The sequence below is a fragment of the Chryseobacterium sp. A321 genome (assembly GCF_054489265.1).
This window is the reverse complement of sequence record NZ_JBTMWZ010000001.1, coordinates 1,051,712-1,078,003: the sequence shown is the minus strand read 5'-3', so window position 1 is coordinate 1,078,003 and position 26,292 is coordinate 1,051,712. Positions and strand designations below refer to the sequence as shown.

Below are 26,292 nucleotides of genomic sequence, written 5' to 3'. Positions count from 1 at the left end.
CGAATTACATTATTTACTTTACAAATACTCTATAGCCTTTCTCCATAAGGGTCAGACCTTTGGAGTTAGGGAACGATACTTTTTCTTTTGAAAACAGATCGGTAAACTCTCCACTAGGCATTCCTTCTGGAAATTGAACCTGTGAGGCTACAGCTCCAAAATTCAAGACCACAAAAACTTGCTTGTCTCCTCTTGTCCTCGTGTAACTTAGAACTTTAGGATCGCTGGTCTCAATAAACTTAATAGCACCGCGGTTTTTACCGGCTTCTAGCGCAGGATGCGTACGACGAAGATAAGTCAAATCCTTAAATAAATTAAGGTAAATCTTATTTGCAGGTTCCCATAACACCGGATCGTAATCGAAAAGACTAAGCATTTTGTTCATTCCGATTTCTTGTCCGTTGTAAATAAGGGGCATGTCATACGCGGTAAAATAAAACACGCTTAACGGAAGAACGTTGGCTCCAAATCGAGTAAACTCTGTGTTCTCGTGAGAGTTCACATCGTGGTTGGTCAAATAGACCATTCTACCTTTGTCCTTGTATGCAGGGTTATCAAACAATCCTTGTACGGCCGTTTTTAAGATTCCTACATCACTTCCCGCACCAAACTGCGTTAGTTTTGCACCAAAGTCCCATGCATAATCGTAATCAAATACGCTCATGTATTGCGGCTGGTCGCCTTCTGCAAGCCACGTGATTTTTTTTAGGGGATCAATAGCCCCCCTAGCCTCCGCCCAGAAATCCACTGGGGTAAACACAACGGCGTCGCATCTGTATCCATCAATATCAAATTCCGTAACCCAATACTTCATCGCATCAATCATTTCTTTACGCATGGCGGGGTTATCAAAGTTTAGTTCAATCACGTCAAGCCATCCTTCTGGAGAATAAGGTCTTTCTCCGGTGTCGGAGTAAGAGTAATAATCCGGATGCTCACTCGCCCACGGGTGATCCCACGCCGTGTGGTTGGCTACCCAGTCTAGCATAACTTCCATTCCTTGGGCATGGGCTGCTTCCACCAAAGCTTTGAAATCTGCTTTGGTTCCAAACTCAGGATTGACGTCGGTGTAATCCTTAATTGCGTATGGACTTCCAAGCGATCCATTTCGGTTCACTTCGCCAATGGGATGAATCGGCATCAGCCAAATAATGTCAATCCCTAAATCTTTCAGTCGAGCTAGGTCTTTCTCAACTCCTTTAAAGCCCTGTGAAGAATAGTTTCTTACGTTTAACTCGTAGATGACTTTGTTGTCCATGGAGACAGGACTTACCTGTCCATTGTCAATCTCTTGTCCTTTTGCATCGGAACTGCGATCGCAACCTGCGAAGGTTAGCAGTAGGACAAGACTTAGAAAAAATAATTTATATCGGTTCATGTTCATTCAATTTTATAGTGAAATGCGGCCTCGTCTTATTGCTTAATTAAAGCATAGTGACCGGTTAAATCGTTAAAGTAAATTTTATAATTGCCTGTTTCGTTTAGGGAAGCTCCTGGGCCGTCAAAGACCGCAAGTCCGTAAGGAAGATCTGCATCGTTTCCACCCCAGTTTTTTGCCCAATCATGATCTGCTCTGAATTTCACGGCGGTGGATTCTGTAAACTCATACTCAAGTCTCCATTGATGGGGATCAAAGGAACTTTGAGTCATAAGGGGTTCGTTATCCCATCCGCTAAAGCCTCCGATAGGTCCTAGGGTTTGGAAAACCGGTTTTGAACTACCGTCAAAACTTTCAATCTTCCAAGTTTTATCAAGAGTATTGATGGTGATCGTGTGGTATCCAGCTTCTACATAAAAAGCGCCTAAATCTCCAAAAGTCAACTCTCCATTTTCTCCCGCGCAGTACATTTTATCGAAGCCCCCTAGATTTTCTTCAGAAACCATTTTAAAATAGCTCGCCTGTGGGAAATAGCCTGTATACGTGTACTCACCATCCCTATAGTCATTGGAATTTCTAAACAGGACGTAGTCCGTACTGGACGGATCCCATCCGTTCATATCTCCAATCAAATAGACATTGGAAACAAACGGATCTACAAGTAGATAACTCTTAATCGAGACGGCCACCAGGTTCGAAAGGCTTAGTCCGTGAGAAGATTCCGATCGTACCCGAAGATTAAAGTTATGCACCTCGGTCGATTCTTCGCCCACCAACTGATCAATGGCGGCTTTTAAACTTTGCACATGCACATCAAAAAAGAGCTCCTGCGTTTCTCCAAGTACGAGTGGACTAGAGAAATCACTTTCTGCAAGGTCAATTTCTAGGGTATATTTTGTGTCGTCTGCATGGATGTAATCCCCGTTCTCAAACGAGAATTTAGCTTTGCTCCAGCTTACTCTTGCCGCAAGGGGATCCTCCCCTTCTGCAGGTCTTTCCAAACTCCAAGAATTGGTTGCAAGGGGATTTAGCTCGGGTGCCGTAAGAACTACTCCGCCTTGCGCTTCATGGTATTCACGTTCACAACTCACTAGTGCAAGTAAGGGCAGTACTAGGAAGAATAGAGTGCGTATTTTTTTCATGTCCTTCACTTTTTTATTGTTTTAAAATCACGTAATGACCCGTCAAATCGTTGAAATGGATTTTGTAAGTTCCAGGAAGGGAAATATCCGCTCCCGGTCCATCAAAGACTGCTTTTCCATAAGGGTGGTCTTCTGAATTCCCTCCCCAATTGTTTACCCAATCTTTGTTCGCTCTGAATTTAAGGGCCGTCGCCACGGAAATATCAAAAGTTCCGCTCCATTGGTGCGCATCGTAAGGAGATTTGGTCATTGGCGGTTCGTTATCCCAGTTCGTAAAGCCTCCAATAGGACCTAGCGTACTAAAGGTAGGTTTGCCTGCAATATTATAGTCCACAATGCTGTAGGTTAGACTTTCTGTATCGATTGTAATGGTTACATAGCGCTCTACTTCATTGAAGAAGGCTCCGCCTTCTGCCTCTTCGTAGGCAAGAGTAGAATCGTCCTTTCTAACATACGCTTTGTAGGTGCCTAGAGATTCTTCCGGTGTGAACTTAAAGTACGTACCTGCGGCCAGTCTACCTGTGTAGGTATAGGTATGGTCACTTACCGCATTGGAATCTCGGTACATGATAAATTCTGTACTCGTATTGTTCCAACCGTTCATATCTCCTATTAAGTAGATAGAAGGAACCGTATCCACCGGTTTAAAGACGGTCACTTTTAAATCCAGGGTGTTGGCTGAAATCGCCTGGCTTGCTTGGTTTTCTCCATAGTAAGCTACGATTCGAAGTTCTAGTTCGGTGGGCTCTACGGGGTCCGCCTGAAAGGAAGACAAAAGCAACTGGTTTAAATCTTTGGTTAACACATGGGCATACAAATCCGAGGTGGCTGCTAGGACACTGGGACTTGCAAAATCGTTTCCTTTGCGATCGATTTCAAGATTGTAGCGGACAGGGCCTGCAGGCGTAGGATTGGAACTTTCGCCTAAACGAAAGACGGTTTCACTCCAGTTCGCTGTAAACACGAGGGGATTTTGTCCGCTTACAGGTTCTGAAAGGGTAAACTCCGATTGCGCCAAAGGCTTAAGCTCACTTGGACTGACCTCATCCAGGGTCAGAAGCGACTCTTCTCGACAACCCAGTAGGACTAGGAGAAGTAGAAGCGGAGCAAAAAAGTGCGGGATCGTTTTCATAATTTCTTTTCGTTTAGTATCCTGGGTTTTGTTTTAAGTTCGGGTTGGCGGTGAGTTCTTGAGACGGAAGAGGATACAGTTTAAATTTATCGTCAATCGTAGCAATTCCACTGTATACTCCATTTTTCCATGGCCACGCGTAATTCTTCGTGAACTTTCCAAATCGGATTAAATCCTGTCGTCTATGTCCTTCCCAATAGAGTTCTCTAGATCTTTCATCTAATAAGAAATCAAGAGTAAGACCGCTGTCTCCAATGAGTGGGGCATTTGCTCGTAGACGAAGGGCATTCACATACCCAAGGGCTGTGGACCTGCTTCCTCCTGCTCCCCCTCTCACGACGGCTTCTGCGTACATCAGGTACGCATCGCCCAAACGAAAGAGTGGAAAATCGGTATCCGCAAACACGTTGCTGGATCCGTCGGATCCGTCTTTTTTCTTGTTTGTGAATTTAGTGACAGACCACCCTTGCGCAAAGTCAAACCATTCTGTGGTTTCTTTGGTTCGGTCCTGCTTCCAAAAAAGGGCGCGGTTGTCGTTTTCTCCAAATTGGCTGGATAAAGTTTCTTTTGAGCGAATTCCTGACCAAGCCTGTGAAAATCCAAAGTTTCCTTGGGGATCCATGTCCGATTTAAGCGCACCTGCAATTAGGAACGTCGTTCCTCCATAGGTGGTTGCTCTTCTTCCGTCGTAGACAAAAGAATAAATGATTTCAGGGGATAGATCATTGTCTGCCACAAAAATATTTTTGTAATTAGGGTCTAGGCTAAAGCCTCCCCCGATAACCTTGTTCAAAGCAGAAATTGCTTCTGAGTACTTGGCCTCTCCTACATAAACTTCCGCATTTAAATACATTTTGGCAAGAATCATTTGAGCGGTTGCCGTATTGATTTTGCCGTAGTTGATCTTTCCGTTGGAAGGAAGGGAAGATTCCACTGCCTTTAATTCGGATTCGATGAAAGTGAATAGGAAATTTCTGTCTTTTTGTTCCGGTAAGTAAGCCCCTACACCCGATTCTTCAGGAATGAAAGGCACGTTTCCGTACAGATCCATTAAGAAGTAATAACTCATAGCGCGAAGAACTCTTACTTCATTTCGTAGTCCTTCCACTTTGCTCGCAAGGGCAGAGTCCACTCCACGACCGGCAAGTTTTTCCGATGTGGTTTCTCGTAGGAACTCATTCGCGTAGGCGATATTCAAGTAAATCCTAGTATAATTAAGATTGATAAAGCTGTTGCTAGAAGTCCATTGGTTAAACTGTAGACCTCTTAGGGTCTCATTGTCCCAAGCGCCCATCACCTCATCTGTTCCTAACTGTTGAAGGTTCCAATACGAGCGCAAAAAGGTGGCTTCTCCTTGGTCGCCTGTGTTAATGTCGGGCATTCCGGCAGGGCCTTCGTTTCCTGAAAGAGAAAAGCCTGCGTAGATTTTAGCAGCAAACTGCTCGTAGGAACCCACGCCTGCCCAAGCGTCCTCTGGGGTCAGAATGGAATCCGTTAAAGGCTCGGTGTCCAAATCTCTTACGCAAGAACTTAAGATTCCAAGCGATAAGAAAGAAAGGGCGAATAGTAATGTATAGGTTTTCATCTAAGTCCGATTTTAAAAATTAATACTTGTACCTAGAAGGAAGGTAACAGGTCTTGGGTAAATATTGCCGTCATAGCCTCCAAACACTTCAGGATCCAGTCCGGAATAATCGGTCACTACGAGCGGGTTCTGTACCACGGCGTAGACTCTACCTCCTCGGTGTGCACCCGGATGGCCTTTGAAATTCCATCCTAAGGTGATGTTGTCAATTCTCCAGAACGAGGCGTTTTCCACGTAGTAATTAGAAGTGTTGTGACTCGTTTCAAACTGGGTGTAAAGACTACTCTTCGCGCGGTTTACGATAAACTCATTGGCGTATACTGAAGAAGAACTTAAAGCGCCTGCTCCTGCGGCAATGGAATTGTAGTTGTAGTTTCCAATGGAACCATGGCTAGCCATCGATAGGTCAAATGCTTTGTACCTAAATTTGGTGTTAATCCCAAAGGTATAATCGGGCGTCGCGTTATTGTACGTAATTAAATCGTTCTCGTTTATAAGACCGTCGTTGTTTTGGTCTTTGTAAAACCCTTCGATCGGTTTTCCACTCGGATCATAGATTTGTTCGTATAAATAGAACATACCTGCGGCGTATCCTACCTTATGTACATTTACAGAATAACGACGCATTGTTTGTTTGTCGTCTCCGTAGCTAAGGGAAGTAATTGTGTTCTCGTTGTAGGCTATATTTCCGCCAAGATCCCAAGAGAAATTCTCGGTTTGGATCGGTTTGCTGTTTAGGGAAAACTCAGCTCCACGGTTTTCGAGCGTACCGATGTTGGCCGCAACAAATTCTCTAAAGTTGGTTCCTGCGGCGACCTTTGTCTCCGCATTAATTAAGTCTTTTGTTTTTCTTTGATACAGATCAATCGCACCTTCTAAACGAGAATTAAAGAAACTATAATCAAGTCCAATGTTATAGGTCTCAGTCGATTCCCATTTTAAGTTGGGATTGTAGGCGGAAGGCCTAAGGAGGGAAACCCAAATCGGCTCTCCGTTGTTATAGCCTTGCAAGTAGCTCGCTTCGTTTCCTACACTGTGCTCGTACGTACCTAAGTAAGGATAATCGCCCTGGTTAATGTCTTGTTGTCCGGTCACCCCATAGCCTAATCTTAATTTAAGATCACGAACGACGCTGGAGTCTTTGAACAAATCGTCACTTAGCTTCCAAGCAAAGGCCGCGGATGGGAATAAGGCCCATCGGTTTTCTTTCGCAAAACGGGAAGATCCGTCGTTTCTAAGGGTAAAGGTGAACAGGTATTTGTCGTTGATTGTATAGTTAAGCCTTCCAAAAAAGGATACAATATAGTTTTCGGATGCGTAATCATTGGTACTAATTAAAAGGGGATCTCCAAACTCATCAAATCTTGAAATGCGATGTCCGATGTTACTACCTTCCCGGTAGTAATGCTGCCAGGAGTATCCTCCCATCAAATCAAACCTACTGTTTAAGAAACCTAAATCTTTGACATATTGCGCATAGAAATCCACACTTGAGTTTCTTCTTTGCTGATCCCAAGACGAATTGAGTCCTCCGTACAAGTAATCCGAGGGAGCAAGCGCTGGAATCAATTTTGATCCGTCGCTTTTAGAATAATCGAGCCCTAGATTTAAATTCAATTTTAATTCTGGTAAAAAGTGAACCTTGTAATCAAACTGCGCATTTCCGATGAAATTATCTACTCTTGCCTCGTCGTTAGCCATCGTGAGTAGAGATACTGGATTGATGGTGGCCACCTGAATGAGATTCCCATCGTTTCCTCTCCAAGAATAGTACCCTCCAAAAGGGCTGGTAGGATCCATCACACTTTGTGTAGGATCCATGTAAATGGCAGCTCCAATAGCTCCTTGGTTGGCAAACCTATTTTTAATGCTCATGCCTCTGGCATTTACATTAATTTTCAAATGATCCTCAAAAAGGCTTGGTGAAAGCGAGATGCTTCCCGTATAGCGTTCCATCTCGGATGTCTTTAAGGTACCACTAAGTGTGGTGTATCCTAAGGAGGCGCGGAAAGGAACTTTGTCTGCAATCGAGCCTAGTAAACTTAAATTGCTTTCTGAATTAAAAGTCGTGCGGAAAATTTGCTTTTGCCAGTCTGTATTGGAAGTTCCAAGTTTGGAAAGAATTTCCTCAAAGTTCCCTTGGTTCGCGTAACGCGAAGTTATAAACGAGCGGAACTCTTCTGCATCTAAGACGGCGATCCCATCTTTTGGAGTGGATACTGACATGTTTCCATCAAACGTAAGGCGAAGTCCGCCTGATCTTCCTTTTTTGGTTGTAATTAATATCACTCCATTGGAAGCTCTCGACCCATAAATGGCCGTGGCAGAAGCATCTTTTAAAATGGTGAAGGATTCAATATCCGTGGGGTTAATGGCGTTCAGGATGTTTCCTGCACCGCCTAAACCTTGGTTGTCAATGGAAACTCCGTCCACGATAATGAGGGGATCGTTGCTTGCGGAAAGAGAGGAGCCCCCTCGGATCCGAATGACAGATCCGCCACTTGGGGATCCTCCTTCGCTCACAATGTGAACTCCGGCTACTTTCCCCACCAGCATATCTTGCGCGTTGGGAGCAAATCCTTTGGTGGTTTGATCTGCCTTAATGGCCGTCACAGCTCCGGTTTCATCTCCTTTTTTTACGTTTCCGTATCCAATAAGGACCACCTGTTCGATCAGCTGCTCCTTTCCTGTGGTGTCGCTCGGAATTTCTTGGGCTTTTAAAATCCCAGAACCCAGAACGACGAGAACCAGTGGGAAAACGATCTTCGAGTGAAAGGCAAGCGGAATCCGCTGGAAATTATCGCTCTCAAATTTAGAAATTGTATTCATCTGCTATTTAGATTTTGGCTTTTCAAAAGCTGGAAAAAAAGAGCTTCGAAAAGGACCTTTTACGATCTAGTCCAAAAGTATAGCATTTGTACGCGCGATTCTACCTGGCGCATGCCCAAAGTAAAGAATTACAAAACGAAATAAACCTTAAAAGTCTTACATTCAATAGTATAAGGAAAATAACACTTAGAGGCAAAGTAAACTTTGCCTCTTAATATTCGTTAAAATTCCGTTCACATTGGCTTTTAAATCGTGTCATTTTGAAGACCAATCCCTAGAATTTGGGATTCGAAGGCTTCCGGGTTAAGCGCTTTGTTTTTGACTTTGCTCCGGTAGTTGTATACGGTTCGAACCGAGTAATGCAGAAAGGTGGCAATCTGATTTTGGTCGTTAACTCCCAGACGAATTAATGCAAACACACGTAGTTCATGGTTTAAACTTCCATCCTGTCTTTCTTCGTACTCTTCCTCGGTGCGAAGTAGGGCATTGAGCTGAGACACGAAATTTGGATACACGTTCAAGAAGGCTTTGTCAAAATTGCGGTAGAGTTCTTTTAACTCATCATTGACCATCTGGGAGGACTCTACGATCTTTAAGAGTTCAGCGCCCTGCCCGGATCGAAGTTTTCCACCTGCAATTCGTTTGAAGTTTTCTAGTCTGGCGATGTATTCGGTGCACATTTCTAAGAAGCTGTGGATATACTGCTCTTTCACTAGATTACTCTCAGACAAATGCTCATTCATGACCGCCTGCTTTTGATTTGCTTTGGAAAGGGCCTCGTTTAGTAAGGTCAATTTCTCGTTGATTAGAGTGACCTCTTTTCGAGAACGAGAAACTTTCTTCATCTGGCGGAAAATGAGAACAGCGGCTCCTAGTAAAACGATCGATAGAAGAGTCACTACGATAAGAAGTGTCTTTAACCTCCGCTCTTGCACTAGTTTTTCTTCTTCATACGCTTTGTCAATAATGGGAAGGATTCGAGAGACCTGCAAATTTCGAAGTCGTGCATTGAAAAGGTTTGCGTCCCTAAGACTCTTTTTAATGTAAAAATTGGCTCTTTGCAAATCGCCCTTTTCATAAAGCTTGACGGCAAGAGTTCGAAGGGACAAATTCTCCATAATCGAGCCTCTCACATCGGAGATTGCAGAAAGGGCTAGATTGTGCATCTGAGCCTCCCGATCTCCTTTCATCTCATAGAGATAGGCTAGAATGGACATGTAGATCGAATAGTCTCTTGTGTTTTCTTTGCCAGGCTCGTAATTCCTTCGTAGGATCTCTTCTGCCTCTTCGAGGCGGTTCTGTTCTATGTATTTGGTCCCTAAATTCACCGCGTATTCCATGGAAGAAGGAGGAAGAATCGCTATTAACGAATCTCTTAGTTCCTCTCTCCTTTGCACGAGACCCTCTGTTTCATGTCCTTGTTGGTATTCCATCCAATAGATATAAACTTCGGAAAGCGTTTTTAAATACTCAATCCTTTGCTTGGTATCCATAACACTCTGGTCAATTTGCTTTAAGATATCTAGAGAAATCGGGAACATGCCAGTCTTGGACTCTACGCTTGCGAGTAGAATCCGGCTTTGGTTCAGTTTATAGGAATCGTTTAGCTCCCTCGCCAGTCCAATGGCTAAATTAGAGTAGTGCTGCGCCGAATCCGCGACAAATACTTGGTAGTTCTCCCCTAGTTTGTAATAAAGAAAATAGCGGTCTTCAAGAGACTTTGCTTTGGGAAGCTGCTTCTTAATCTTTTCAATCGCTTCGGATTTAGAAGTAATATAAGCGGCTTCGTTCTCTATCGTTTTGTCGAGTACCGTGATTAAGGAATCTAGCTTCGATTGGGCATAGCCTTGCGCAGCGATTGCTATGACTAGCAGTCCTGTGAACAGTCTCTTACGTAGGACTCTGGAAAACTTCCCCATAGGTATTCTTTTCTTCTTCTTTTTAGATCTTTAAGCCTCAAAAAGGGCTTGAAAAAAACGAAGGTAAGATTAATTCTAGGAAAATTAAAACGCGGGGACCTTCTGAGCCTTACTCCGCCATCAACTTTGCAAGCTGAGCTTTAAACTTCGGGGCGGAGTAATTGGCAAAACCTGTATGGTGAAGCGCACTTTTCCCCTCCTTATCCAAGACCAAAGTCGTAGGCAAAACTCCCTTATACACCTCGCTTGGAACCGGTCCGACGGTTTGGTAAAAGGGCATTGAAAAATGCTCCTTGGCTAAATAGTCTGTGCCCAGTGAAGGATCTGAGTCCTCATTGAGCAGCAAAAAGACCACATTCGGATTGTCTTTAAACTCCTCGTACAAAGCCTGAATCGAAGGAAATTCAGCTCGGCACGGCCCACACCATGAAGCCCAAAAATTAATAAAGACCACTTTTCCTTTTAAAGAGGAAATAGTTTGAACCTCGCCTATCTCATTTGCAAAGGCAAACTCGACGCTCGGAACCTCTTGAGATTCCTGCGCTTTAGTTTCTAGTTTTGGATTGAATAATCCCGTTAGCATAAGTCCCCGGATGGTTAGGGCTTTAAAGTCGGGACTAAGAACCATTGCGGCCATCAGGCCTAGCATAAGAACTGTAAATCCATTTTTCTTCACAAAAGACCAAAGTTTATTTCGGTCCTTTTTAGGATCCGTAGGGATATCTTGATTGTTCATTGTTTCGCTTGGTTAAGTTAGGGTTCTGCTACTTTTTCCGTGTGGAAAGATACTGTTTTCACAGTCTGAAAATGCGGCACGAAGGGAAAGTTACTATCCTTGGATGGTTGTAGCATTAAACTACTCTTCTTCTAGGAGTTCATTAATGAGTTTAATAAGCGCTGGATCCATATAATTCGCAGCGCCCACTTGCCTTCCAACAAAACGTCCCTTCTTATCCACGATAAAAGTAGTCGGAATTGAACCTGAAAAAAGTTCAAGCGGAATTTGACTTGCCATTCCGTACACGGGAAGATCAATCTCTTTCTTGTCCATCCACGCCTTGGCTTTATCCAGTTTCCCGTCCACGTCTACCATTAAAAACACGAGATCCTCATGGTTCTTGAAGGTTTGTCTTAGCTTATAAATTGTAGGCATTTCCACAAGACATGGTCCACACCAAGTTGCCCAAAGGTTGATAAAGACCACTTTTCCTTTCAGATCGCGAAGGGAACTAATGGACTCTTTCGAATCCACAAACTTTAAATCCGGCGTTATGTAGGCTGGGGGCTCGGATGCATCTGTGGACTGAGTGTCCACTTTTGCGGCAGCCGCGGAATCAGCTGAAGGACCCACACTCGTATTTTGAGCAAAAGATAAAGTGGCAAATAGTATAAAAAGTAAACTAGTGAAATTTCGTATAATTGAGTTCATTCTTTGTTTGAATTGTAAGGCCGATTAAAAGGCCGATTAACTGAGTTTAGCACCCTGTCAACGAAGGGTACATAATTTGAAAAAAGCTTTTGAAAAAGGGATATAGCGCAGAAGGTCTTTGCATAAGAATAAAGTATTCTGTACTCTACACATCCTATTAGTTAAAAGCTAGAAGTAGCTTTTGGTACTGAAGAAATAACGGCACTTGACTTCTAAATCCATTTTTATTAAAGTATTTAGAATGTTCGGTCGTATCTTTAGGATGGAAGTTTGACTTAGTCCACGAGAATGTAGCACCCTCCACAGGGAGAACCTTTACTAGTTCAGGGCTCACTTTTGAGCTCTTCTCAAAACTTAGAAGCGTACTTTGTTTGCAACTTTCTATACTAAGCGAAGTGGCAACCGAACGATTCGTAGAAAAATGGGACTCTGGCGTCGGAGTTGCACCCACCCACATCTTCACACTTGCTTTCATTGAGCAAGGGGAAAAAAGTAGCAATAGCACTGCGAAAAACACTACCAAGGGCCTTATCGTACAAGTTGAAATCGACGTTTTATAAGTCATGACCGCAAAATTACGGCAATATCTCTCCTAGGACAAATTAAGGGTTAAAGTTTAAAACTATTTAACATACAAAAGGTGCTAGCAAAAAGTTCATCTACTATTGCACCAAGTCATCATATACTATTTATATTCCGAAAAAATCCTATGAATTATGTATCACGGAAATTTAATCTGAAAGAGATTGTAAAACAAGACTGTTTTTCAAAATCCATCAAGCAAAAATTCCGTCAATCGCAACAATCCCATGCATAATTAATAAACTAAATCCGTGAAATCTCAGGTGAAAAATTAAATAGACATTAACTTTATCATCATTCATTCAACTACTTATTCCTATTTAAAACACTGACAACCAATCCTTTTACAGTTTCCATCTCATTGGGTTTACTGGAAGCAATGAACAACGTTAAACTCGCTAAAGTATCATTGCCAATAATCAGTTCATTTTGTTCGTTGTAAAGCATTTTATTGGTTTGCAAAAACTTCAGAAAACACGCCGCCGCAATTCTTTTGTTACCATGTACGAAAGAATGATTTTTTACAACTAAATATAAAAGCATTGTCGCTTTCTCCTCCAAAGTTGGATAAAAGTCGTTTTCTCCAAACCCCTTTTCTATTTGGGCAATTGAACTCTGAAAATTTCGATCCTTTTCTTTTCCAAAAACCTGCGAATCGAAATCAATAACCATTTCATTAATAAGTTCCTGATAATCTTCTCTGGTCGGATAAATTGCTTGTTTTTTGGTTAATCCTTTGGAGTCTAATTGCTCGTGATCGTAATCATCTAACAATTGTAATCCTTTAGAGAAAATTGACAACCATTCATTTTCCTCTGTTTTCTCTTCAATAGCTCTGCTTAAGATCTGAATTCCATTTTTTAAGAGTTGAACTTCTTGCTCTTTTTGGGCTAATCTTTTTTCGTTAATTGTATAACCATTAACCAAATATTCTTTTAGAATTTTGTTTGCCCAAATACGGAATTGTGTCCCCTGTTTGGATTTCACTCTGTAACCAACGGAAATTATGACGTCTAGATTATAATATTTTACATATTTAGATTGACTTTTTCCTTTTATAGCACCATGTTGAGTGGTATGTGCAAAATTCGCACATACCACATTTTCGTCTAATTCATTTTCATTAAAAACATTGGATATATGTCTTCCAATAACAGTTCTGTCTCGTTCGAAGAGCTCTGCCATCTGAATCAATAGTCTAAACTATGAAGTCCTACCCAACACCGACGGTAGGCAATCTATAAGAGTTGACAAGTTACAGAATAGAATTCTATACCAGAACTGAAGGTGAAGAGCCCGATATTGTCACTATTTGTTCTATTGAAGATTTAAGCAATCACTACAAATAATCATTAACACAAGCAAGAAAATGAAAACGATACAAACACCAAACGACCTCATCCCACATCAAGCAACCCATCCCGGGATTCTAATTGCAGATGAATTAAATAGCCGAGTAGATCTTAATCAAAAAGAATTAGCCCATTTGCTTGATGTAAAGGTTTCTTTTTTAAATGAGATTATTAAAGGCAATCGACCTGTGTCTGCTGATACCGCATTATTTTTGGAGAAAGTTTTGGCAATTCCTGCAGTTTTATGGTTGAAATTTCAAGTTCAATATGATTTAGATATTGCTAGAATTAAGCAAAAGATAAAACTCCAGTAGATGGTTATTCTTTCTGGAGTGGCAAAAATCCTCCAATCGTACTGTCTTTCAGATATAAACGTATTGATAGTTTAGCATTCACGTTATTTCATGAGTTAGGATATATATTTCTTCACTTGAGTGAAAACAACGTATTTACCAAAATTGGAAAAGAGATTAGATAATGATTTCTTCCAGTTTATACGGGATCTAAACAAGGTTTACAGAAATCAAAAAAGACGGCGATTTTCGCCGTCTTTCCCATTTTCTATAAACCAAACGCTTAAACAAGTTCGCCGTACAGGTCAAACTCTTCTGCGGAGGTTACTTTTACGTTTGCAAAATCTCCAACGGATAGGTATGTATCCTCAGCGGAAACCAGAACCGTATTGTCTACGTCTGGGGAATCAAACTCAGTACGTCCTACAAAGTACTCGCCTTCTTTTCGGTCAAACAAGACTCTGAAGGTTTGTCCAATCTTTTCTTGATTCTTCTCCCAAGAGATCTGGCTTTGGATAGCCATAATCTCTTCTACTCTTTGGTCCTTTACCTCTTGAGGCACATCGTCCTCCAATTGGTAAGCGGATGTATTTTCTTCGTGCGAATAGGTAAAGCAACCAAGACGATCAAATCTTTGGTATTTCACCCACTCTTTCATCTCATCAAAGCGCTCCTGAGTTTCTCCTGGATATCCCACGATTAAAGTCGTACGAATAGCCATATCCGGAACAAGTTCTCTAAACTTGGCTAAAAGTGCATCCGTCTTTTCGTGTGTGGTTCCACGCTTCATGGATTTTAATAAATCAGAGTTGATATGTTGAAGGGGAATGTCAATATAGTTACATACTTTCGGTTCTGTCTTAATCACTTCAAGTACGTCTTCTGGGAATCCACTTGGAAATGCGTAATGCAAACGAATCCATTCGATTCCCTCTACCTTCACTAATTCTTTTAAAAGATCACCCAAAGCTCTACGCTTATAGATATCAAGACCGTAATATGTCAAGTCTTGCGCAATTAGTATTAGTTCTTTCGTTCCTTTTTTGGCTAAGCCTTGCGCTTCTTTCACAAGATCTTCAATCGTTTTAGATTGGTGTCCACCTCTCATGAGAGGAATTGCACAAAAGGAACATGGTCGATCGCATCCTTCTGAAATCTTCAGGTAAGCAAAATGTTTAGGAGTCGTCGTTAGACGTTCTCCAACCAGTTCATGTTTGTAATCTGCCCCTAACTGTTTTAGGAGTTGGGGAAGCTCTCTTGTCCCAAAGTACTGATCTACATCTGGAATTTCACGCTCCAAATCCGGTTTGTAACGTTCGGACAAACATCCTGTTACAAATACTTTTTCAACCTCTCCTCGATTCTTAGCTTCCACAAAATCAAGAATTGTATCAATACTTTCTTGCTTCGCATTGTCAATGAATCCACAGGTGTTGATCACGACAATATCGCCTCGGTCTTCATGTACAACCTCTTTACCGCTCGCCTGAAGCTGTCCCATCAGAACTTCGGAGTCCACGACGTTTTTCGAGCACCCTAAAGTGACGATGTTGATTTTCTTTTTTCCGATAGATTTAGTTCTCATACGATTGCAGCAGATTATAAAAGGTTGATAATTCCAACTTGGAATTTAAGGGTGCAAATTTACAAAATAATTAATTACTAGGATTTTTGATAAACATTTGATTTTCTATCAATTAAATATTCACCTAAGCTATTAGCACTTCCTCCTACTAGTGACTATTCTACTTCGATCAGGTCCGATCCGTGATATTTCTAGACAGGTCTTTTAAAATGGCGACGCACATGGTGGTATCGAAGTAAAATCCGGTCGTAATAAAGGGCAAACACTAAGATACCCGCAGACACTAAAAGAGTCTTTAACCCAAAGTACGGATAAAGTAGTCCTCCGCCAATTCCCCCTAAAAAGAAGCAACCAATAATGGCTAACTTTAAATAGATGTTTTTCTTAAGATGCCTTTGCTGCCTTTCACTTCGGTAAAACAGAATTTGGGACAATTCAATTCCTAAATCCGTAAAAAGACCTGTTAAGTGAGTGGTTCTCACCACGGATTGAGAGACTCGGGTTACGAGTGCATTCTGAAGACCCATAACAAAAAGAAGAACAGAGGGCGTAAAGATAGTAACCACAAAGGCGGTCCGGTTTAGAAAAAGGGGCGCAAAACTTACCAGAATGAGAAGAATAATTTCCACTGAAATCGGAATTACATAGGAACCCTTGTTTCCTTTCGCTGCCCCTTTTTCGAGTAGGAGACTGGATACAAAAGCGCCTAGTAAAAACATACCTATGTAAATCAAAAAGGCAAATGCCGCTTTTGTCCGTCCCGCGACAAGCTCTTCTGAAAAGAATGCGAAATGCCCCGTTACATTCGTGGTTAAAACTCCTAAGGCTAAAATACCCGTAATGTTCACAATTCCGGCTACCCCTGAAAGCAGCGAGGCCAATCGGAGATTATGGGTAAAGGTTCTTTTATTACCGGTATGTCTAAACATGGCTGCAATTAAAAATTAATTAAATTAGAATCCAAGGATTTATTTTGAATAAAGCCCTCATTGCAAGCAGAACACCAGAAACTTTTAAGCTTGCAAGCACGATCCTCCTCTAGGATTCATTCGGCTCTATTTCAGAAATCAGTTCATACTCATATCCTCGCGAGAGAAGATAACGAATCGTTTTGACTCTTCGCGCATACTCCTTTAATCCTTTCTGCTTCTCGTAGTACTGAGCATAAATTTTCTCAAGGGTTTTCGTATAATCGTCAGGATCGATCTCGTTCATGCAGCTAGAGATTAATTTCTCCGTAATCTGCTTTTGCTTTAAATGTTGACGAATCTTATTTCTTCCCCAACACTTCATGTAAAACTTGCCTCGGATATAACTTCTGACAAAGCGCTCTTCATTTAGAAAATTTTCCTTCATCAAATACATAAGGATCTCATCCTTCGCTTCGGGGATAAGTACATAGTCTCTCATTTTCTGTTCCACTTCATAATGGCAGCGATCCTGGTAGACGCAGTAGTTGACCAGTTTCTGTTTGATTTCCTCAAAAGTGAACAGTTTTTTCTCCATAGAATTTGCAAAGGCGAAGGGATTAAAAGAAAATTCGTCTTTAACCCTCTAGCGCGCCAAAAGGCGCGCTAAAAAGAAATTAATTAACTAATAAAAATCACATAATTAGAATGAGAATAGCGGAAGGCCATCCATCATGCTATTTACTTTTTTACGAACGTCCGCTAAAACGGCTTCGTTCTCTATATTTTCCACTACATTCAGAATTAATTCTGCAATCGTGTCCATATCGTTTTCTTTCATTCCACGGGTGGTAATCGCCGCAGTTCCTAAACGAATCCCTGAGGTTGTAAAGGCGCTCTTGTCATCGTAGGGAACCATGTTCTTGTTGCAAGTAATGTCCGCTTTCACAAGGGCTTTTTCAGTTTCTTTTCCGTTTACGTTTTTGTTCCGTAGATCCACAAGCATTAGGTGGTTGTCTGTTCCTCCACTTACGATATCAAAGCCTCTATCCACTAACGATTTTGCCATCGCTTGGGCGTTCTTAATCACTTGGCTCGTGTAGGTGGTAAATTTATCATCTAGAGCTTCTCCAAATGCGACTGCCTTTCCTGCGATTACGTGCTCTAAAGGACCTCCTTGAATTCCTGGGAACACAGCAGAGTCCAGAACAGCAGACATCATTTTAGTCACTCCTTTTGGCGTTTTGTGTCCGTATGTATTTTCAAAATCTTTACCTAGCATAATCAGACCTCCTCTTGGTCCTCTTAGTGTTTTATGCGTCGTGGTAGTCACCACGTGGCAATGAGGGAAGGGAGACGAAAGGTGTCCTTTCGCAATAAGTCCTGCAGGGTGAGCAATGTCCGCCCAAAGGGTCGCTCCTACTTCGTCTGCGATTTCTCTAAATTTGGCAAAATCAATGTCTCTTGAATAAGCAGAATACCCGGCAATGATCATTTTCGGTCTAACCTCTAATGCTTTTTCTCTTACGTTGTTGTAATCGATTCTACCCGTTTCTCTTTCTACTCCGTAGAAATGAGCCTCGTACTGAATCCCTGAAAAGTTTACGTGAGATCCATGGGTTAAATGCCCTCCCATAGAAAGGTCTAATCCTAGAATTTTATCGCCTGGCTTTAAAATAGACAGGTAAATCGCTGCGTTGGCCTGCGATCCTGAATGCGGTTGTACGTTGGCATACTCCACTCCAAAAAGCTGCTTTGCTCTTTCGATTGCTAAAGTCTCAATTTCATCGACTACTTCGCATCCTCCATAGTAACGTCTTCCCGGATATCCTTCAGCATACTTATTGGTTAAAACACTTCCCATTGCTTTCATCACGTCGTCCGAAACAAAATTCTCGGAAGCGATTAGTTCAATCCCATGGGTTTGACGCGCTCTTTCTTTTTCAATCAAATCGAAAATCACACTGCTGCTCATATTATATAAAATTTGAAATTATTAAATCCTGCGAGCTTTATTCAAAGCGTTCCAAATTTACGAAAAATAAAGATTATAAAGCGTTGTTTTGCCGCAATCTAAACCTAATTCTTATCAGTTGTATTTTTTCCCAATTGCCAAAAATAATTTATCCGTCCTATTTTGTTCAAATATATTCATCGCTTAAAAAAAAATATAGCCTGATTTTCATTGGGAAAGAATGACTTATCGTGCAAAAACAAGGGGCCTTTCACACAATGAAAGGCCCCTTATTTATCAACTGTTATCTCCTTTAATTTGGATTAACTCTTACGCTTCACACGCACTGCAGGTCACGAAGTTCACCATAAGTTCTTTAGAAACAGAGGAGCTTCTTTGGTAATACAGTGTCTTCACTCCTTTTTTCCAGGCTTCAATCATCACAAAGTTCACATCTTTTACCGGCATAGTCGAGGGAATCTGCATATTTAAGGACTGCGCTTGATCAATATACTGCTGTCTTTGCGCTGCCTGAGAGACAATCTCCATCGGAGAAATCTCCTTGAACGTTTTGAATACGGCTTTTTCTTCGTCCGTAAGTTCGGCTAAATGCTGTACAGATCCGTGGTTTAGCATGATGCTTCTCCAGGTTTCTTCGTTTTCAATTCCTTTATCAGCAAGTAATTTGGTTAAATATTTGTTCTTACGCATGAAATTCCCTTTGGCAAGTCCTGCTTTGTAATAGTTGGACGAGAAAGGCTCAATCCCAGGAGACGATTGCCCTAAAATAGCAGAGCTAGAAGTGGTCGGTGCTATAGCCATTAGCGTTGTGTTTCTTCTCCCGTATCCTTTTAAAAGTTCTGGCTCTCCGTAAATATTCGCTAGTTCTGCGGACGCAATCTCAGCCTGTTCACGAATGTGTCTAAAGGCTCTTGCATTAAATTGTGTCGCTTCAAAACTTTCGAATGGAATCAGGTTCTTCTGAAGATAGGAATGATAGCCAAGTACGCCAAGGCCTAAGGCTCGGTGTCTCATCGCGAAGTTTCTTGCGCCGGTTAGGTAATAATTCCCTTCAGTCTTTTCAATAAACTCAGAAAGCACTGCATCGAGGAAATAGATCGCAAGTTTTACCGCATTGGTGTCTTTCCACTCATCGTAAAGTTCTAAGTTCATGGAAGAAAGGCAGCAGATGAACGACTCATCCTTTGTGGATGGAAGCATGATTTCAGAACAAAGGTTACTTGCGTTTACCGTAAGTCCTAAATCTTTATAAACCTGCGGCTTATTGCGATTTACATTGTCGGTAAAGAAAATATAAGGAAGTCCTTTTTGTTGTCTACTCTCTAAAACTCTCGCCCAAATCTTTCTTTTGTCCGTATCCCCATCAATCATGTCTTGCATCCAGTAATCGGGAACGCAGACTCCTGTAAATAGATTTTGGATCGGAGATCCGATGTCTTTAATGGACAAGAACTCTTCAATATCTCCATGGTCAATGTCTAAGTAGGCAGCAAAGGCTCCTCTACGAACTCCTCCTTGAGAAACGACATCCATCGCTGTATCAAACAGTTTCATAAAAGAAACCGCTCCTGAGGATTTCCCATTGTCGGTCACCGCGGTTCCACGGTTTCTGAGTTCTCCAAAATACCCAGAAGTACCACCCCCGATTTTGGTTTGCATAATTACCTCTCCGAGTTTATGGGTAATGCCTTCAATATGATCGGGCACATGTACGTTGAAACAAGAAATAGGGAGCCCTCTTTGAGTTCCCATATTGGCCCATACCGGAGAAGAAAAACTAATCCAACCTTTGGTAATCATTTCTTCAAACGCAGGTTGAAGCTCTGGTTTGTATAGACGTTTTGCAGCCGCCGTTGTAATACGCTCAATGGCTCCTTTTACGGTTTCTCCTTTGAGTAGGTACCCACGGTTCAACATTTGTTCGGACTCTTCGTTAAGCCACCAGATATCGTTATTTTCTTCCATAGTTTTTCTTTGATTAGGGCCTTTTCCTCTGAAAAAGCATTGTATACTGATTAATGAGACCTAGGACAATCTAAAAAAGATCGTTTTCGGTGATACTCTTGTCATGCTTGGTGTAATCCACCGGTCTTTTAGCGAAGAAGTCATCGAGCGAATTTGCAAACACTTCCTCTTCAAACCATACCATCGGACGGTACTCCTCAGGCGAAACATTGTAACGGCTTTCCATACCGATTTTTCTCAGTGAATCATCCACTCTATATTTCATAAAGTTGAGTAGATCCGTTTTTGAAAAATTATCGAGCTCTCCTCCTTGGAAGATCCAGTCTAGAATCTCGGATTCAACTTCAATGGAATGATCCACTAGAGTATAAATGTCTTCAAGATCGGAATCGGTTAGGAGTTCGGGTTGTTCTTCTCTAATTTTATTGATTAAATAGATTCCTGCATTGGCATGAATCTGTTCGTCCACTGAAGTCCAAGCAATAATGTTACTCACGTTTTTCATGTATCCTTTAAAACGAGTAAAGGACAAAATAATGGCAAACTGTGAGAAGAGCGAGACGTTCTCAATTAAGATGGAGAATAAGAGAAGCGAAGACACATACTCTTTTGGAGTCGTGGAGTTCGCATGGCGAAGAACATTCGATAAGAACTCAATTCTTTTTTTGATCACAGGGATTTCCACTACTTTCAAAAAATCCTCGTTATACCCTAGTACTTCTAGGAGACGAGAATACGCCTCGGAGTGACGAAACTCACATTCTGCAAAGGTGGCCCCCAGCCCATTAAGTTCTGGTTTAGGCATGTGGTGGTATAAATTCCCCCAAAACGTTTTAACGGACACTTCAATTTGAGCAATGGCTAGAAGAGCGTGCTTAACGGCAAGTTTTTCATGAGGTTCTAACTGAGAATGAAAGTCCTGTACGTCCGCCGTGAAATCGACTTCCGAATGAACCCAAAAGGCTTTGTTAATGGCTTCTGTAAATTGAAGTACTTCAGGGTACTCAAACGGCTTGTAGCTAATTCTCTTATCAAAGATTCCCATAATGGAGGTGTAGGTTAAACAATTAATATTCTATCGCATTGACACTAAGGGCATAAAAAACTAGATAACTAGGAGTTACCCACTTCAAGATCCCATAAAATTTCATGGATTTTGCCATTTACGAACAGTAGCAAAAATAGAGAATGAATTGATAGATAAAAAGCCAAGAGTATTAAATCTCATCAAATCAAGGCTAAAAGTTTTCCACAATGACACAGAGTGCGCATTGTTAGTAGGTTACAGCTGCCATTCCATCCAAAACCGTGCTTTACGCGCTTTTAGCGCTAAACACAGGTTTACATATTATTGATTTACAGATAAATAATACTAAACAGAAGGTTTTCGACCGTGCTTTTAGAGGACTACTTAACTTGCCTTTTACCCCACTTTGATCTTTACTTGATCTAAAAAAGGATCTCCTTCAGGGCAAAGACTTCAGGAAACGAGCCTGAAAAATGTTTTATAATCAACCCTCCCCTTTTTGGATTTTCAAAGGGATGTGTAACAAATTATTTATTTTTTACACTTATTGAAAAATCAATCCGAAGGCCCATGTTACTTATTAAGGATCTCCATAAATCGTATGATACCGGCAAAAGCAAACTTCACGTGCTCAAAGGCATAAACCTTAGTATTGGCGAGGGTGAGTTCGTCTCCATTATGGGAAGTTCGGGATCAGGAAAATCAACTCTATTGAATATCATTGGAATCTTGGACGAAAAAGATTCCGGAGTATACGAACTAGACGGAATTCACATTGAAGAACTAAACGAAACCAAAGCCGCAGAATACAGAAGTCGTTTTCTTGGGTTTGTCTTTCAATCCTTCAATCTTATTGGATACAAAACCGCGTTAGAAAATGTGGCACTTCCCCTCTATTACCAAAACGTAGGGCGCAAAGAAAGAAATGCAAAAGCTTTAGAATATTTAGAAAAGGTAGGCCTAAGTCCTTGGGCGAATCACTTGCCCAACGAACTCTCTGGAGGGCAAAAACAAAGAGTTGCCATTGCGCGCGCGCTCATCACAGACCCAAAGGTGATCCTAGCGGATGAACCTACGGGAGCCCTAGATAGCAAAACCACCCACGAAATCATGATGCTTCTTCAAGAAATTAACGAAGGCGGCAAAACCATTATTGTAGTAACGCACGAACCGGACGTGGCGGCGCAAACCAAACGAAATGTCCTTTTAAAGGATGGACGAATTGAAAGCGACGAGTTCATCCAGCAAAGAGTCCTTTCCTAAGGCTTTGCAAAAGAAAAAAATTAAGAAAAAAAGAGTATCATAAATCCTTACAAGACCTCATGTTTGATTTAGACCGCTGGCAAGAAATTTTCGCCTCCATACGGAGCAACGTACTTAGAACCGTCCTTTCTGGTTTTACGGTTGCTCTTGGCCTTTATATCTTTGTGGTTCTGTTCGGAATCGGAACCGGTCTTCAAAACGCATTTACACAAGGCTTCGCCAGAGACGCGCAAAACCTAATTTCCATTTTCACAGGAAAAACCACCATCGCCTACGGAGGTCTGCAAGAAGACCGCAGCATTGTTCTTAAGAACGATGACTACGATAAGGTACTTACTTTCGACCCTGAAAAAGTAGAATATTCCTCTCCTCGATACTCTGCATCCCTTTTAGTCAAATACGGAAACGAAAGCGGTACGTATCAAATCTCCGGTAGCGAGCCAGAAGAAAAAAACATTGAAAACAGAGACCTTCTCGAAGGACGCTATCTCAACGCAGGCGATATCAACCGAAACAATTACGTGGCCGTCATTGGGCGAATGGTCCAAAGGGACTTGATTAAAAACGGAAGTCCTGTCGGAAAAGAACTGAATATAAACGGGACGATGTTTACTGTGGTAGGCGTCTTTTCAGACGACGGCGGAGACTGGGACGAAAGAATGATCACGGTTCCCGTGACGACTCTTCAACAAATGAAAAAAGGCTCGGATACCCTAAGTAATATTTACATCACGTACAATCCTAACCTTTCTCCTTCGGAGGCAATTAAGTACGGCGAAGATTTGGAATCGAAACTTAAAAGCAAGCATAAGGTCTCTCCCGATGACAACAATGCAATCGTAGTTCGTAACAATGCGTCCAACATGGAAGACACGATTAAATTCATGTTCGTCTTAACCTTAATCGTGGGATTCATTGGGCTAGGGACGTTAATGGCGGGGATTATTGGAATTTCGAATATCATGGTGTACATCGTAAAGGAAAGAACAAGGGAGATTGGAGTTCGAAAAGCAATTGGGGCCAAACCCAAAAGTATCGTGGGACTTATTGTACAGGAAAGTCTTGTCATAACCATTATTTCGGGGATTGTTGGCGTTCTCTTAGGAGTCTTAACCCTTGAGTTAATTGGCGACAATTTAGAAAAGTACTTCATTAAAGACCCGTCCGTAGGTTGGGGCACAATGGCCATGGCTTTCATTGCCTTAATCATCTCAGGCTTAATTGCAGGATTTGTACCGGCCTACAGAGCCAGTAAAATCCGACCGATCGAAGCCCTAAGAACCGAATAAAAACAACTGAACCTAATAAAGAGAAAATAAACTGGCATGAACATCCTATTCAAACGCGACACTTGGCAGGAGATCTACCACTCATTAAGAAACAACAAGCTTCGTACGTTTCTTACCATGATTGGTGTGGCTTGGGGTATGTTTTTATACGTGGCTCTTTTAGGAGCTGCCAAAGGAATGGAAAATGGCTTTGACAAAGTTTTCTCTGGCTTTGCCACGAACTCTATTTTCATGTGGGCGCAAAATACCAACATTCCGTATGCAGGGTTTCCAAAGGGAAGACAAATGAATCTTCACATGGGCGATATTGAGTATTTGCAAAGCAAAGTTCCACAAATCGATTATATCTCCCCTCAAAACAGTCGTGGAAATTTCGGAACCCCAGGAGAGCAAATGTCAAGAAATGGAAATACGGAAATCTATACTCTCACGGGAGACCTGCCTATTGGGAACAAGATATCAGAGAAAAAACTTTTGTACGGTCGCTATTTGAACGATTCCGATGTCAACGAAAGTAAAAACGTAATTGTCATTGGAGAAGAAATCTACAAGAATTTCTTCGACCATAAGAAAAATGAAAATCCACTGGGTAAATCCATTAATGTAAAAGGAATCTTTTTCAATGTGATTGGGGTCTTTAAAGTGAAATCCCAAGGTGGGATGGAAAGCGACCGAGCTTCCTACATCCCTTTATCTACCTTTAGAAAAATGTACAACGATGGGGACAAAGTAGGATTCTTTGCCATTGTGAGCAAACCCGATGCAGACCTTACGGTTGTAGAAACCGAAGCAAAAGACCAACTGAAGAAACGCTATGACGTTTCTCCGGACGATAGCAATGCCTATGGAAGTTTTAACCTAGGAAAAGAATTCAAAAAGCTTACGGGCTTTTTAACGGGAATGCAGCTCCTCACCATTGTGGTAGGCACCCTTACCATTCTTGCGGGAGTGATTGCCATTTCAAACATTCTTCTAATTACGGTGAAAGAACGTACAAAGGAAATTGGAATCCGGCGTGCACTCGGCGCAAAACCAAGTGAAGTTAGAAATCAGATCCTTTTAGAAAGTGTTGTGATAACCATAAGTTCGGGAATACTAGGATTCATGTTTGGGATTTTCCTACTCATGATTCTAAATATGGCCACTCAAAACCAAGACGCCTTCCCTTTCTATAATCCCACGGTGGATTACTCCAACGTCGTCGTGGCTATGGCGGTTATGCTTTCTCTAGGTCTTGTCATCGGTATGATCCCAGCACAAAGAGCGGTGAAAATCAGACCCATTGAAGCCCTTCGATCCGAATAATAAGTAATAAGATAAAAACTGTACAATATGAAAAAGAAGTTCACCCTGAAAAAAGCCCTTTACATTTTCCTAGGTCTTTTACTAGCCGTAGGCCTCATTTCAGGAATCACTTACCTTGTTAGCTCTAACTCAAGTAAGAGCGAAGTATTCCTTACCAAAAAACCAGTCATCAAAGACATGGACGATAAGGTAATGGCCACAGGGAAGATTGTTCCTAGAGAGGAGATTGAAATCAAACCCAACATGCCTGGAATTATCAACAAAATTCTAGTGAAAGAAGGAGACCATGTGACCGCAGGACAACTTATTGCCACGATTCAGATCGTGCCAAGTGTGCAGAACGTAAATGCTTCCATGCAAGAAGTTAACAATGCAAATCTTCAGATTAGCAATGCAAAAGCAAATCTTGCGAATCAGAGACAGCAGTTTGATATGCAGCAAAAGCTCTATACGCAGGGAGTCATTTCAAAACAAGAATTCCTTACAGCTCAGCAGCAATTGCAAAGTGCACAGATTCAATTAAACAATGCAAACCAACAACTTTCTACGGCGAGAAAAAGTCTTCAAATTGCAAGAACGGGAGTTACTCCTGAACTTCAAGGAATGGCCACTACACAGATTCGTTCGAAAGCTACAGGAACGGTACTAGACGTACCTGTCAAAGTGGGTAGCCAGGTGATTGAAGCCAACTCCTTTAACGCAGGTACAACCATTGCTTCGGTCGCTAATTTAAATTCTCTTATCTTTGAAGGACAAATCGATGAAGCTCAGGCTGGAAAACTAAAAGAAGGCATGGATTTAAACATCGTCATCGGCGCCCTTCAAAACAAAAAATTCCCGGGCAAACTTACTATGATTGCACCCAAAGGGAAGGATGAGAACGGCACGATTAAATTCCCTGTCGAAGGGGACGTCTTTAATCCTGACAATGAATACATTCGTGCTGGATTTTCTGCAAACGGGGAAATTGTGCTGAGTTCTCAAAAAAATGCACTACTTTTGGAAGAAGCACTTATTCAATATGAAAAAGTCAAGGGAAAGGACACTCCTTTCGTCGAAGTAAAACAACCGGACGGTTCCTTTAAAAAACGCACTGTAAAATTAGGAGCCAGTGATGGAATCAACGTACAAATTCTATCCGGTATTACAAAAGACTCTGAAGTCAAAGTATGGAATCCAAGCGATAAGGATAAAGAAGCTCTAAAAGAGCAGCAAAGCAAGTAAAAAAAACCTAATTATAATTGTGAAATTCTGGAGCTGGCAAATGCGGGTTTCAGAATTTTTTTTTCGACCTGTTTTATAGAACCCACAAAAAATTTTTGTTCTTACAACGC

21 protein-coding genes are annotated in these 26,292 nt (G+C 41.6%); 5 read left to right on the top strand and 16 right to left on the bottom strand.

Annotated elements, in window-relative coordinates; all coding sequences use genetic code 11:
* Window positions 1-13: 13 nt before the first annotated feature.
* From ACX3PZ_RS05185 to rhuM, 10 genes are all read right to left on the bottom strand, one after another.
* Entirely contained in the window at window positions 14-1,378 is a 1,365-nt protein-coding gene (locus tag ACX3PZ_RS05185) for an alpha-amylase family glycosyl hydrolase (protein WP_459112086.1), read from the bottom strand.
* 35 nt (window positions 1,379-1,413) lie between these two features.
* Window positions 1,414-2,520: a SusE domain-containing protein gene (locus ACX3PZ_RS05180; RefSeq protein WP_459112085.1), complete on the bottom strand. Its 1,107-nt coding sequence runs from the start codon at window positions 2,518-2,520 to the stop codon at window positions 1,414-1,416.
* A gap of 13 nt (window positions 2,521-2,533) precedes the next feature.
* Window positions 2,534-3,652: a SusE domain-containing protein gene (locus tag ACX3PZ_RS05175; protein WP_459112084.1), complete on the bottom strand. Its 1,119-nt coding sequence runs from the start codon at window positions 3,650-3,652 to the stop codon at window positions 2,534-2,536.
* A gap of 13 nt (window positions 3,653-3,665) precedes the next feature.
* Complete coding sequence (locus ACX3PZ_RS05170; RefSeq protein WP_459112083.1) at window positions 3,666-5,237, bottom strand: RagB/SusD family nutrient uptake outer membrane protein; 1,572 nt, start codon at window positions 5,235-5,237, stop codon at window positions 3,666-3,668.
* Window positions 5,238-5,249: 12 nt separating this feature from the next.
* A complete protein-coding gene (locus tag ACX3PZ_RS05165; RefSeq protein ID WP_459112082.1) occupies window positions 5,250-8,066 on the bottom strand; it encodes a SusC/RagA family TonB-linked outer membrane protein in 2,817 nt (938 codons plus the stop codon).
* 245 nt (window positions 8,067-8,311) lie between these two features.
* Window positions 8,312-9,985 (bottom strand): DUF6377 domain-containing protein, encoded by a 1,674-nt coding sequence (locus tag ACX3PZ_RS05160; protein WP_459112081.1) that lies wholly within the window; start codon window positions 9,983-9,985, stop codon window positions 8,312-8,314.
* 109 nt (window positions 9,986-10,094) lie between these two features.
* On the bottom strand, window positions 10,095-10,721 hold the full coding sequence (locus ACX3PZ_RS05155) for a TlpA family protein disulfide reductase (RefSeq protein ID WP_459112080.1): 627 nt from the start codon (window positions 10,719-10,721) through the stop codon (window positions 10,095-10,097).
* Between the two features lie 120 nt (window positions 10,722-10,841).
* Window positions 10,842-11,414, bottom strand: a complete 573-nt coding sequence (locus ACX3PZ_RS05150) for a TlpA family protein disulfide reductase (RefSeq protein ID WP_459112079.1) — start codon at window positions 11,412-11,414, stop codon at window positions 10,842-10,844.
* A gap of 157 nt (window positions 11,415-11,571) precedes the next feature.
* Complete coding sequence (locus ACX3PZ_RS05145) at window positions 11,572-11,979, bottom strand: hypothetical protein (protein ID WP_459112078.1); 408 nt, start codon at window positions 11,977-11,979, stop codon at window positions 11,572-11,574.
* A gap of 323 nt (window positions 11,980-12,302) precedes the next feature.
* Window positions 12,303-13,181, bottom strand: coding sequence for a RhuM family protein (gene rhuM, locus ACX3PZ_RS05140; RefSeq protein ID WP_459112077.1), 879 nt, complete (start codon window positions 13,179-13,181; stop codon window positions 12,303-12,305).
* 184 nt (window positions 13,182-13,365) lie between these two features.
* On the opposite strand from rhuM, the gene ACX3PZ_RS05135 reads away from it, so the two are divergent.
* A complete protein-coding gene (locus tag ACX3PZ_RS05135) occupies window positions 13,366-13,662 on the top strand; it encodes a HigA family addiction module antitoxin (protein ID WP_459112076.1) in 297 nt (98 codons plus the stop codon).
* Between the two features lie 262 nt (window positions 13,663-13,924).
* On the opposite strand, the gene rimO is transcribed toward ACX3PZ_RS05135, so the two are convergent.
* The 6 genes from rimO to ACX3PZ_RS05105 all read right to left on the bottom strand — a co-directional run bounded on the left by rimO (window position 13,925) and on the right by ACX3PZ_RS05105 (window position 21,119).
* Complete coding sequence (rimO, locus tag ACX3PZ_RS05130; RefSeq protein WP_459112075.1) at window positions 13,925-15,226, bottom strand: 30S ribosomal protein S12 methylthiotransferase RimO; 1,302 nt, start codon at window positions 15,224-15,226, stop codon at window positions 13,925-13,927.
* 191 nt (window positions 15,227-15,417) lie between these two features.
* On the bottom strand, window positions 15,418-16,155 hold the full coding sequence (locus ACX3PZ_RS05125; RefSeq protein WP_459112074.1) for a YoaK family protein: 738 nt from the start codon (window positions 16,153-16,155) through the stop codon (window positions 15,418-15,420).
* Between the two features lie 109 nt (window positions 16,156-16,264).
* Window positions 16,265-16,732, bottom strand: coding sequence for a regulatory protein RecX (locus ACX3PZ_RS05120; protein WP_459112073.1), 468 nt, complete (start codon window positions 16,730-16,732; stop codon window positions 16,265-16,267).
* 105 nt (window positions 16,733-16,837) lie between these two features.
* Entirely contained in the window at window positions 16,838-18,109 is a 1,272-nt protein-coding gene (gene glyA / locus ACX3PZ_RS05115) for a serine hydroxymethyltransferase (RefSeq protein WP_459112072.1), read from the bottom strand.
* Window positions 18,110-18,418: 309 nt separating this feature from the next.
* Window positions 18,419-20,074 (bottom strand): ribonucleoside-diphosphate reductase subunit alpha, encoded by a 1,656-nt coding sequence (locus ACX3PZ_RS05110; protein WP_459112071.1) that lies wholly within the window; start codon window positions 20,072-20,074, stop codon window positions 18,419-18,421.
* A gap of 70 nt (window positions 20,075-20,144) precedes the next feature.
* The gene (locus tag ACX3PZ_RS05105) at window positions 20,145-21,119 is read right to left on the bottom strand and encodes a ribonucleotide-diphosphate reductase subunit beta (RefSeq protein WP_459083463.1); all 975 of its coding nucleotides are present in this window, start codon (window positions 21,117-21,119) and stop codon (window positions 20,145-20,147) included.
* 552 nt (window positions 21,120-21,671) lie between these two features.
* Between ACX3PZ_RS05105 and ACX3PZ_RS05100 the strand changes: the two genes are divergently transcribed.
* From ACX3PZ_RS05100 to ACX3PZ_RS05085, 4 genes are read left to right on the top strand one after another with little or no spacing between them, the layout of a single operon-like run.
* Window positions 21,672-22,364: an ABC transporter ATP-binding protein gene (locus ACX3PZ_RS05100; protein WP_459112070.1), complete on the top strand. Its 693-nt coding sequence runs from the start codon at window positions 21,672-21,674 to the stop codon at window positions 22,362-22,364.
* A 59-nt stretch (window positions 22,365-22,423) separates the two neighbouring features.
* Entirely contained in the window at window positions 22,424-23,653 is a 1,230-nt protein-coding gene (locus ACX3PZ_RS05095; protein ID WP_459112069.1) for an ABC transporter permease, read from the top strand.
* Between the two features lie 36 nt (window positions 23,654-23,689).
* Window positions 23,690-24,958 (top strand): ABC transporter permease, encoded by a 1,269-nt coding sequence (locus ACX3PZ_RS05090; protein WP_459112068.1) that lies wholly within the window; start codon window positions 23,690-23,692, stop codon window positions 24,956-24,958.
* 27 nt (window positions 24,959-24,985) lie between these two features.
* Window positions 24,986-26,182: an efflux RND transporter periplasmic adaptor subunit gene (locus ACX3PZ_RS05085; protein ID WP_459112067.1), complete on the top strand. Its 1,197-nt coding sequence runs from the start codon at window positions 24,986-24,988 to the stop codon at window positions 26,180-26,182.
* Window positions 26,183-26,292 lie beyond the last annotated feature (110 nt).

Bases quoted from the DNA above. Each gene is read 5' to 3' on its own strand.
- ACX3PZ_RS05185 (WP_459112086.1), bottom strand. From the start codon at position 1,378: ATGAACCGATATAAATTATTTTTTCTAAGTCTTGTCCTACTGCTAACC.
- ACX3PZ_RS05180 (WP_459112085.1), bottom strand. From the start codon at position 2,520: ATGAAAAAAATACGCACTCTATTCTTCCTAGTACTGCCCTTACTTGCA.
- ACX3PZ_RS05175 (WP_459112084.1), bottom strand. From the start codon at position 3,652: ATGAAAACGATCCCGCACTTTTTTGCTCCGCTTCTACTTCTCCTAGTC.
- ACX3PZ_RS05170 (WP_459112083.1), bottom strand. From the start codon at position 5,237: ATGAAAACCTATACATTACTATTCGCCCTTTCTTTCTTATCGCTTGGA.
- ACX3PZ_RS05165 (WP_459112082.1), bottom strand. From the start codon at position 8,066: ATGAATACAATTTCTAAATTTGAGAGCGATAATTTCCAGCGGATTCCG.
- ACX3PZ_RS05160 (WP_459112081.1), bottom strand. From the start codon at position 9,985: ATGGGGAAGTTTTCCAGAGTCCTACGTAAGAGACTGTTCACAGGACTG.
- ACX3PZ_RS05155 (WP_459112080.1), bottom strand. From the start codon at position 10,721: ATGAACAATCAAGATATCCCTACGGATCCTAAAAAGGACCGAAATAAA.
- ACX3PZ_RS05150 (WP_459112079.1), bottom strand. From the start codon at position 11,414: ATGAACTCAATTATACGAAATTTCACTAGTTTACTTTTTATACTATTT.
- ACX3PZ_RS05145 (WP_459112078.1), bottom strand. From the start codon at position 11,979: ATGACTTATAAAACGTCGATTTCAACTTGTACGATAAGGCCCTTGGTA.
- rhuM (WP_459112077.1), bottom strand. From the start codon at position 13,181: ATGGCAGAGCTCTTCGAACGAGACAGAACTGTTATTGGAAGACATATA.
- ACX3PZ_RS05135 (WP_459112076.1), top strand. From the start codon at position 13,366: ATGAAAACGATACAAACACCAAACGACCTCATCCCACATCAAGCAACC.
- rimO (WP_459112075.1), bottom strand. From the start codon at position 15,226: ATGAGAACTAAATCTATCGGAAAAAAGAAAATCAACATCGTCACTTTA.
- ACX3PZ_RS05125 (WP_459112074.1), bottom strand. From the start codon at position 16,155: ATGTTTAGACATACCGGTAATAAAAGAACCTTTACCCATAATCTCCGA.
- ACX3PZ_RS05120 (WP_459112073.1), bottom strand. From the start codon at position 16,732: ATGGAGAAAAAACTGTTCACTTTTGAGGAAATCAAACAGAAACTGGTC.
- glyA (WP_459112072.1), bottom strand. From the start codon at position 18,109: ATGAGCAGCAGTGTGATTTTCGATTTGATTGAAAAAGAAAGAGCGCGT.
- ACX3PZ_RS05110 (WP_459112071.1), bottom strand. From the start codon at position 20,074: ATGGAAGAAAATAACGATATCTGGTGGCTTAACGAAGAGTCCGAACAA.
- ACX3PZ_RS05105 (WP_459083463.1), bottom strand. From the start codon at position 21,119: ATGGGAATCTTTGATAAGAGAATTAGCTACAAGCCGTTTGAGTACCCT.
- ACX3PZ_RS05100 (WP_459112070.1), top strand. From the start codon at position 21,672: ATGTTACTTATTAAGGATCTCCATAAATCGTATGATACCGGCAAAAGC.
- ACX3PZ_RS05095 (WP_459112069.1), top strand. From the start codon at position 22,424: ATGTTTGATTTAGACCGCTGGCAAGAAATTTTCGCCTCCATACGGAGC.
- ACX3PZ_RS05090 (WP_459112068.1), top strand. From the start codon at position 23,690: ATGAACATCCTATTCAAACGCGACACTTGGCAGGAGATCTACCACTCA.
- ACX3PZ_RS05085 (WP_459112067.1), top strand. From the start codon at position 24,986: ATGAAAAAGAAGTTCACCCTGAAAAAAGCCCTTTACATTTTCCTAGGT.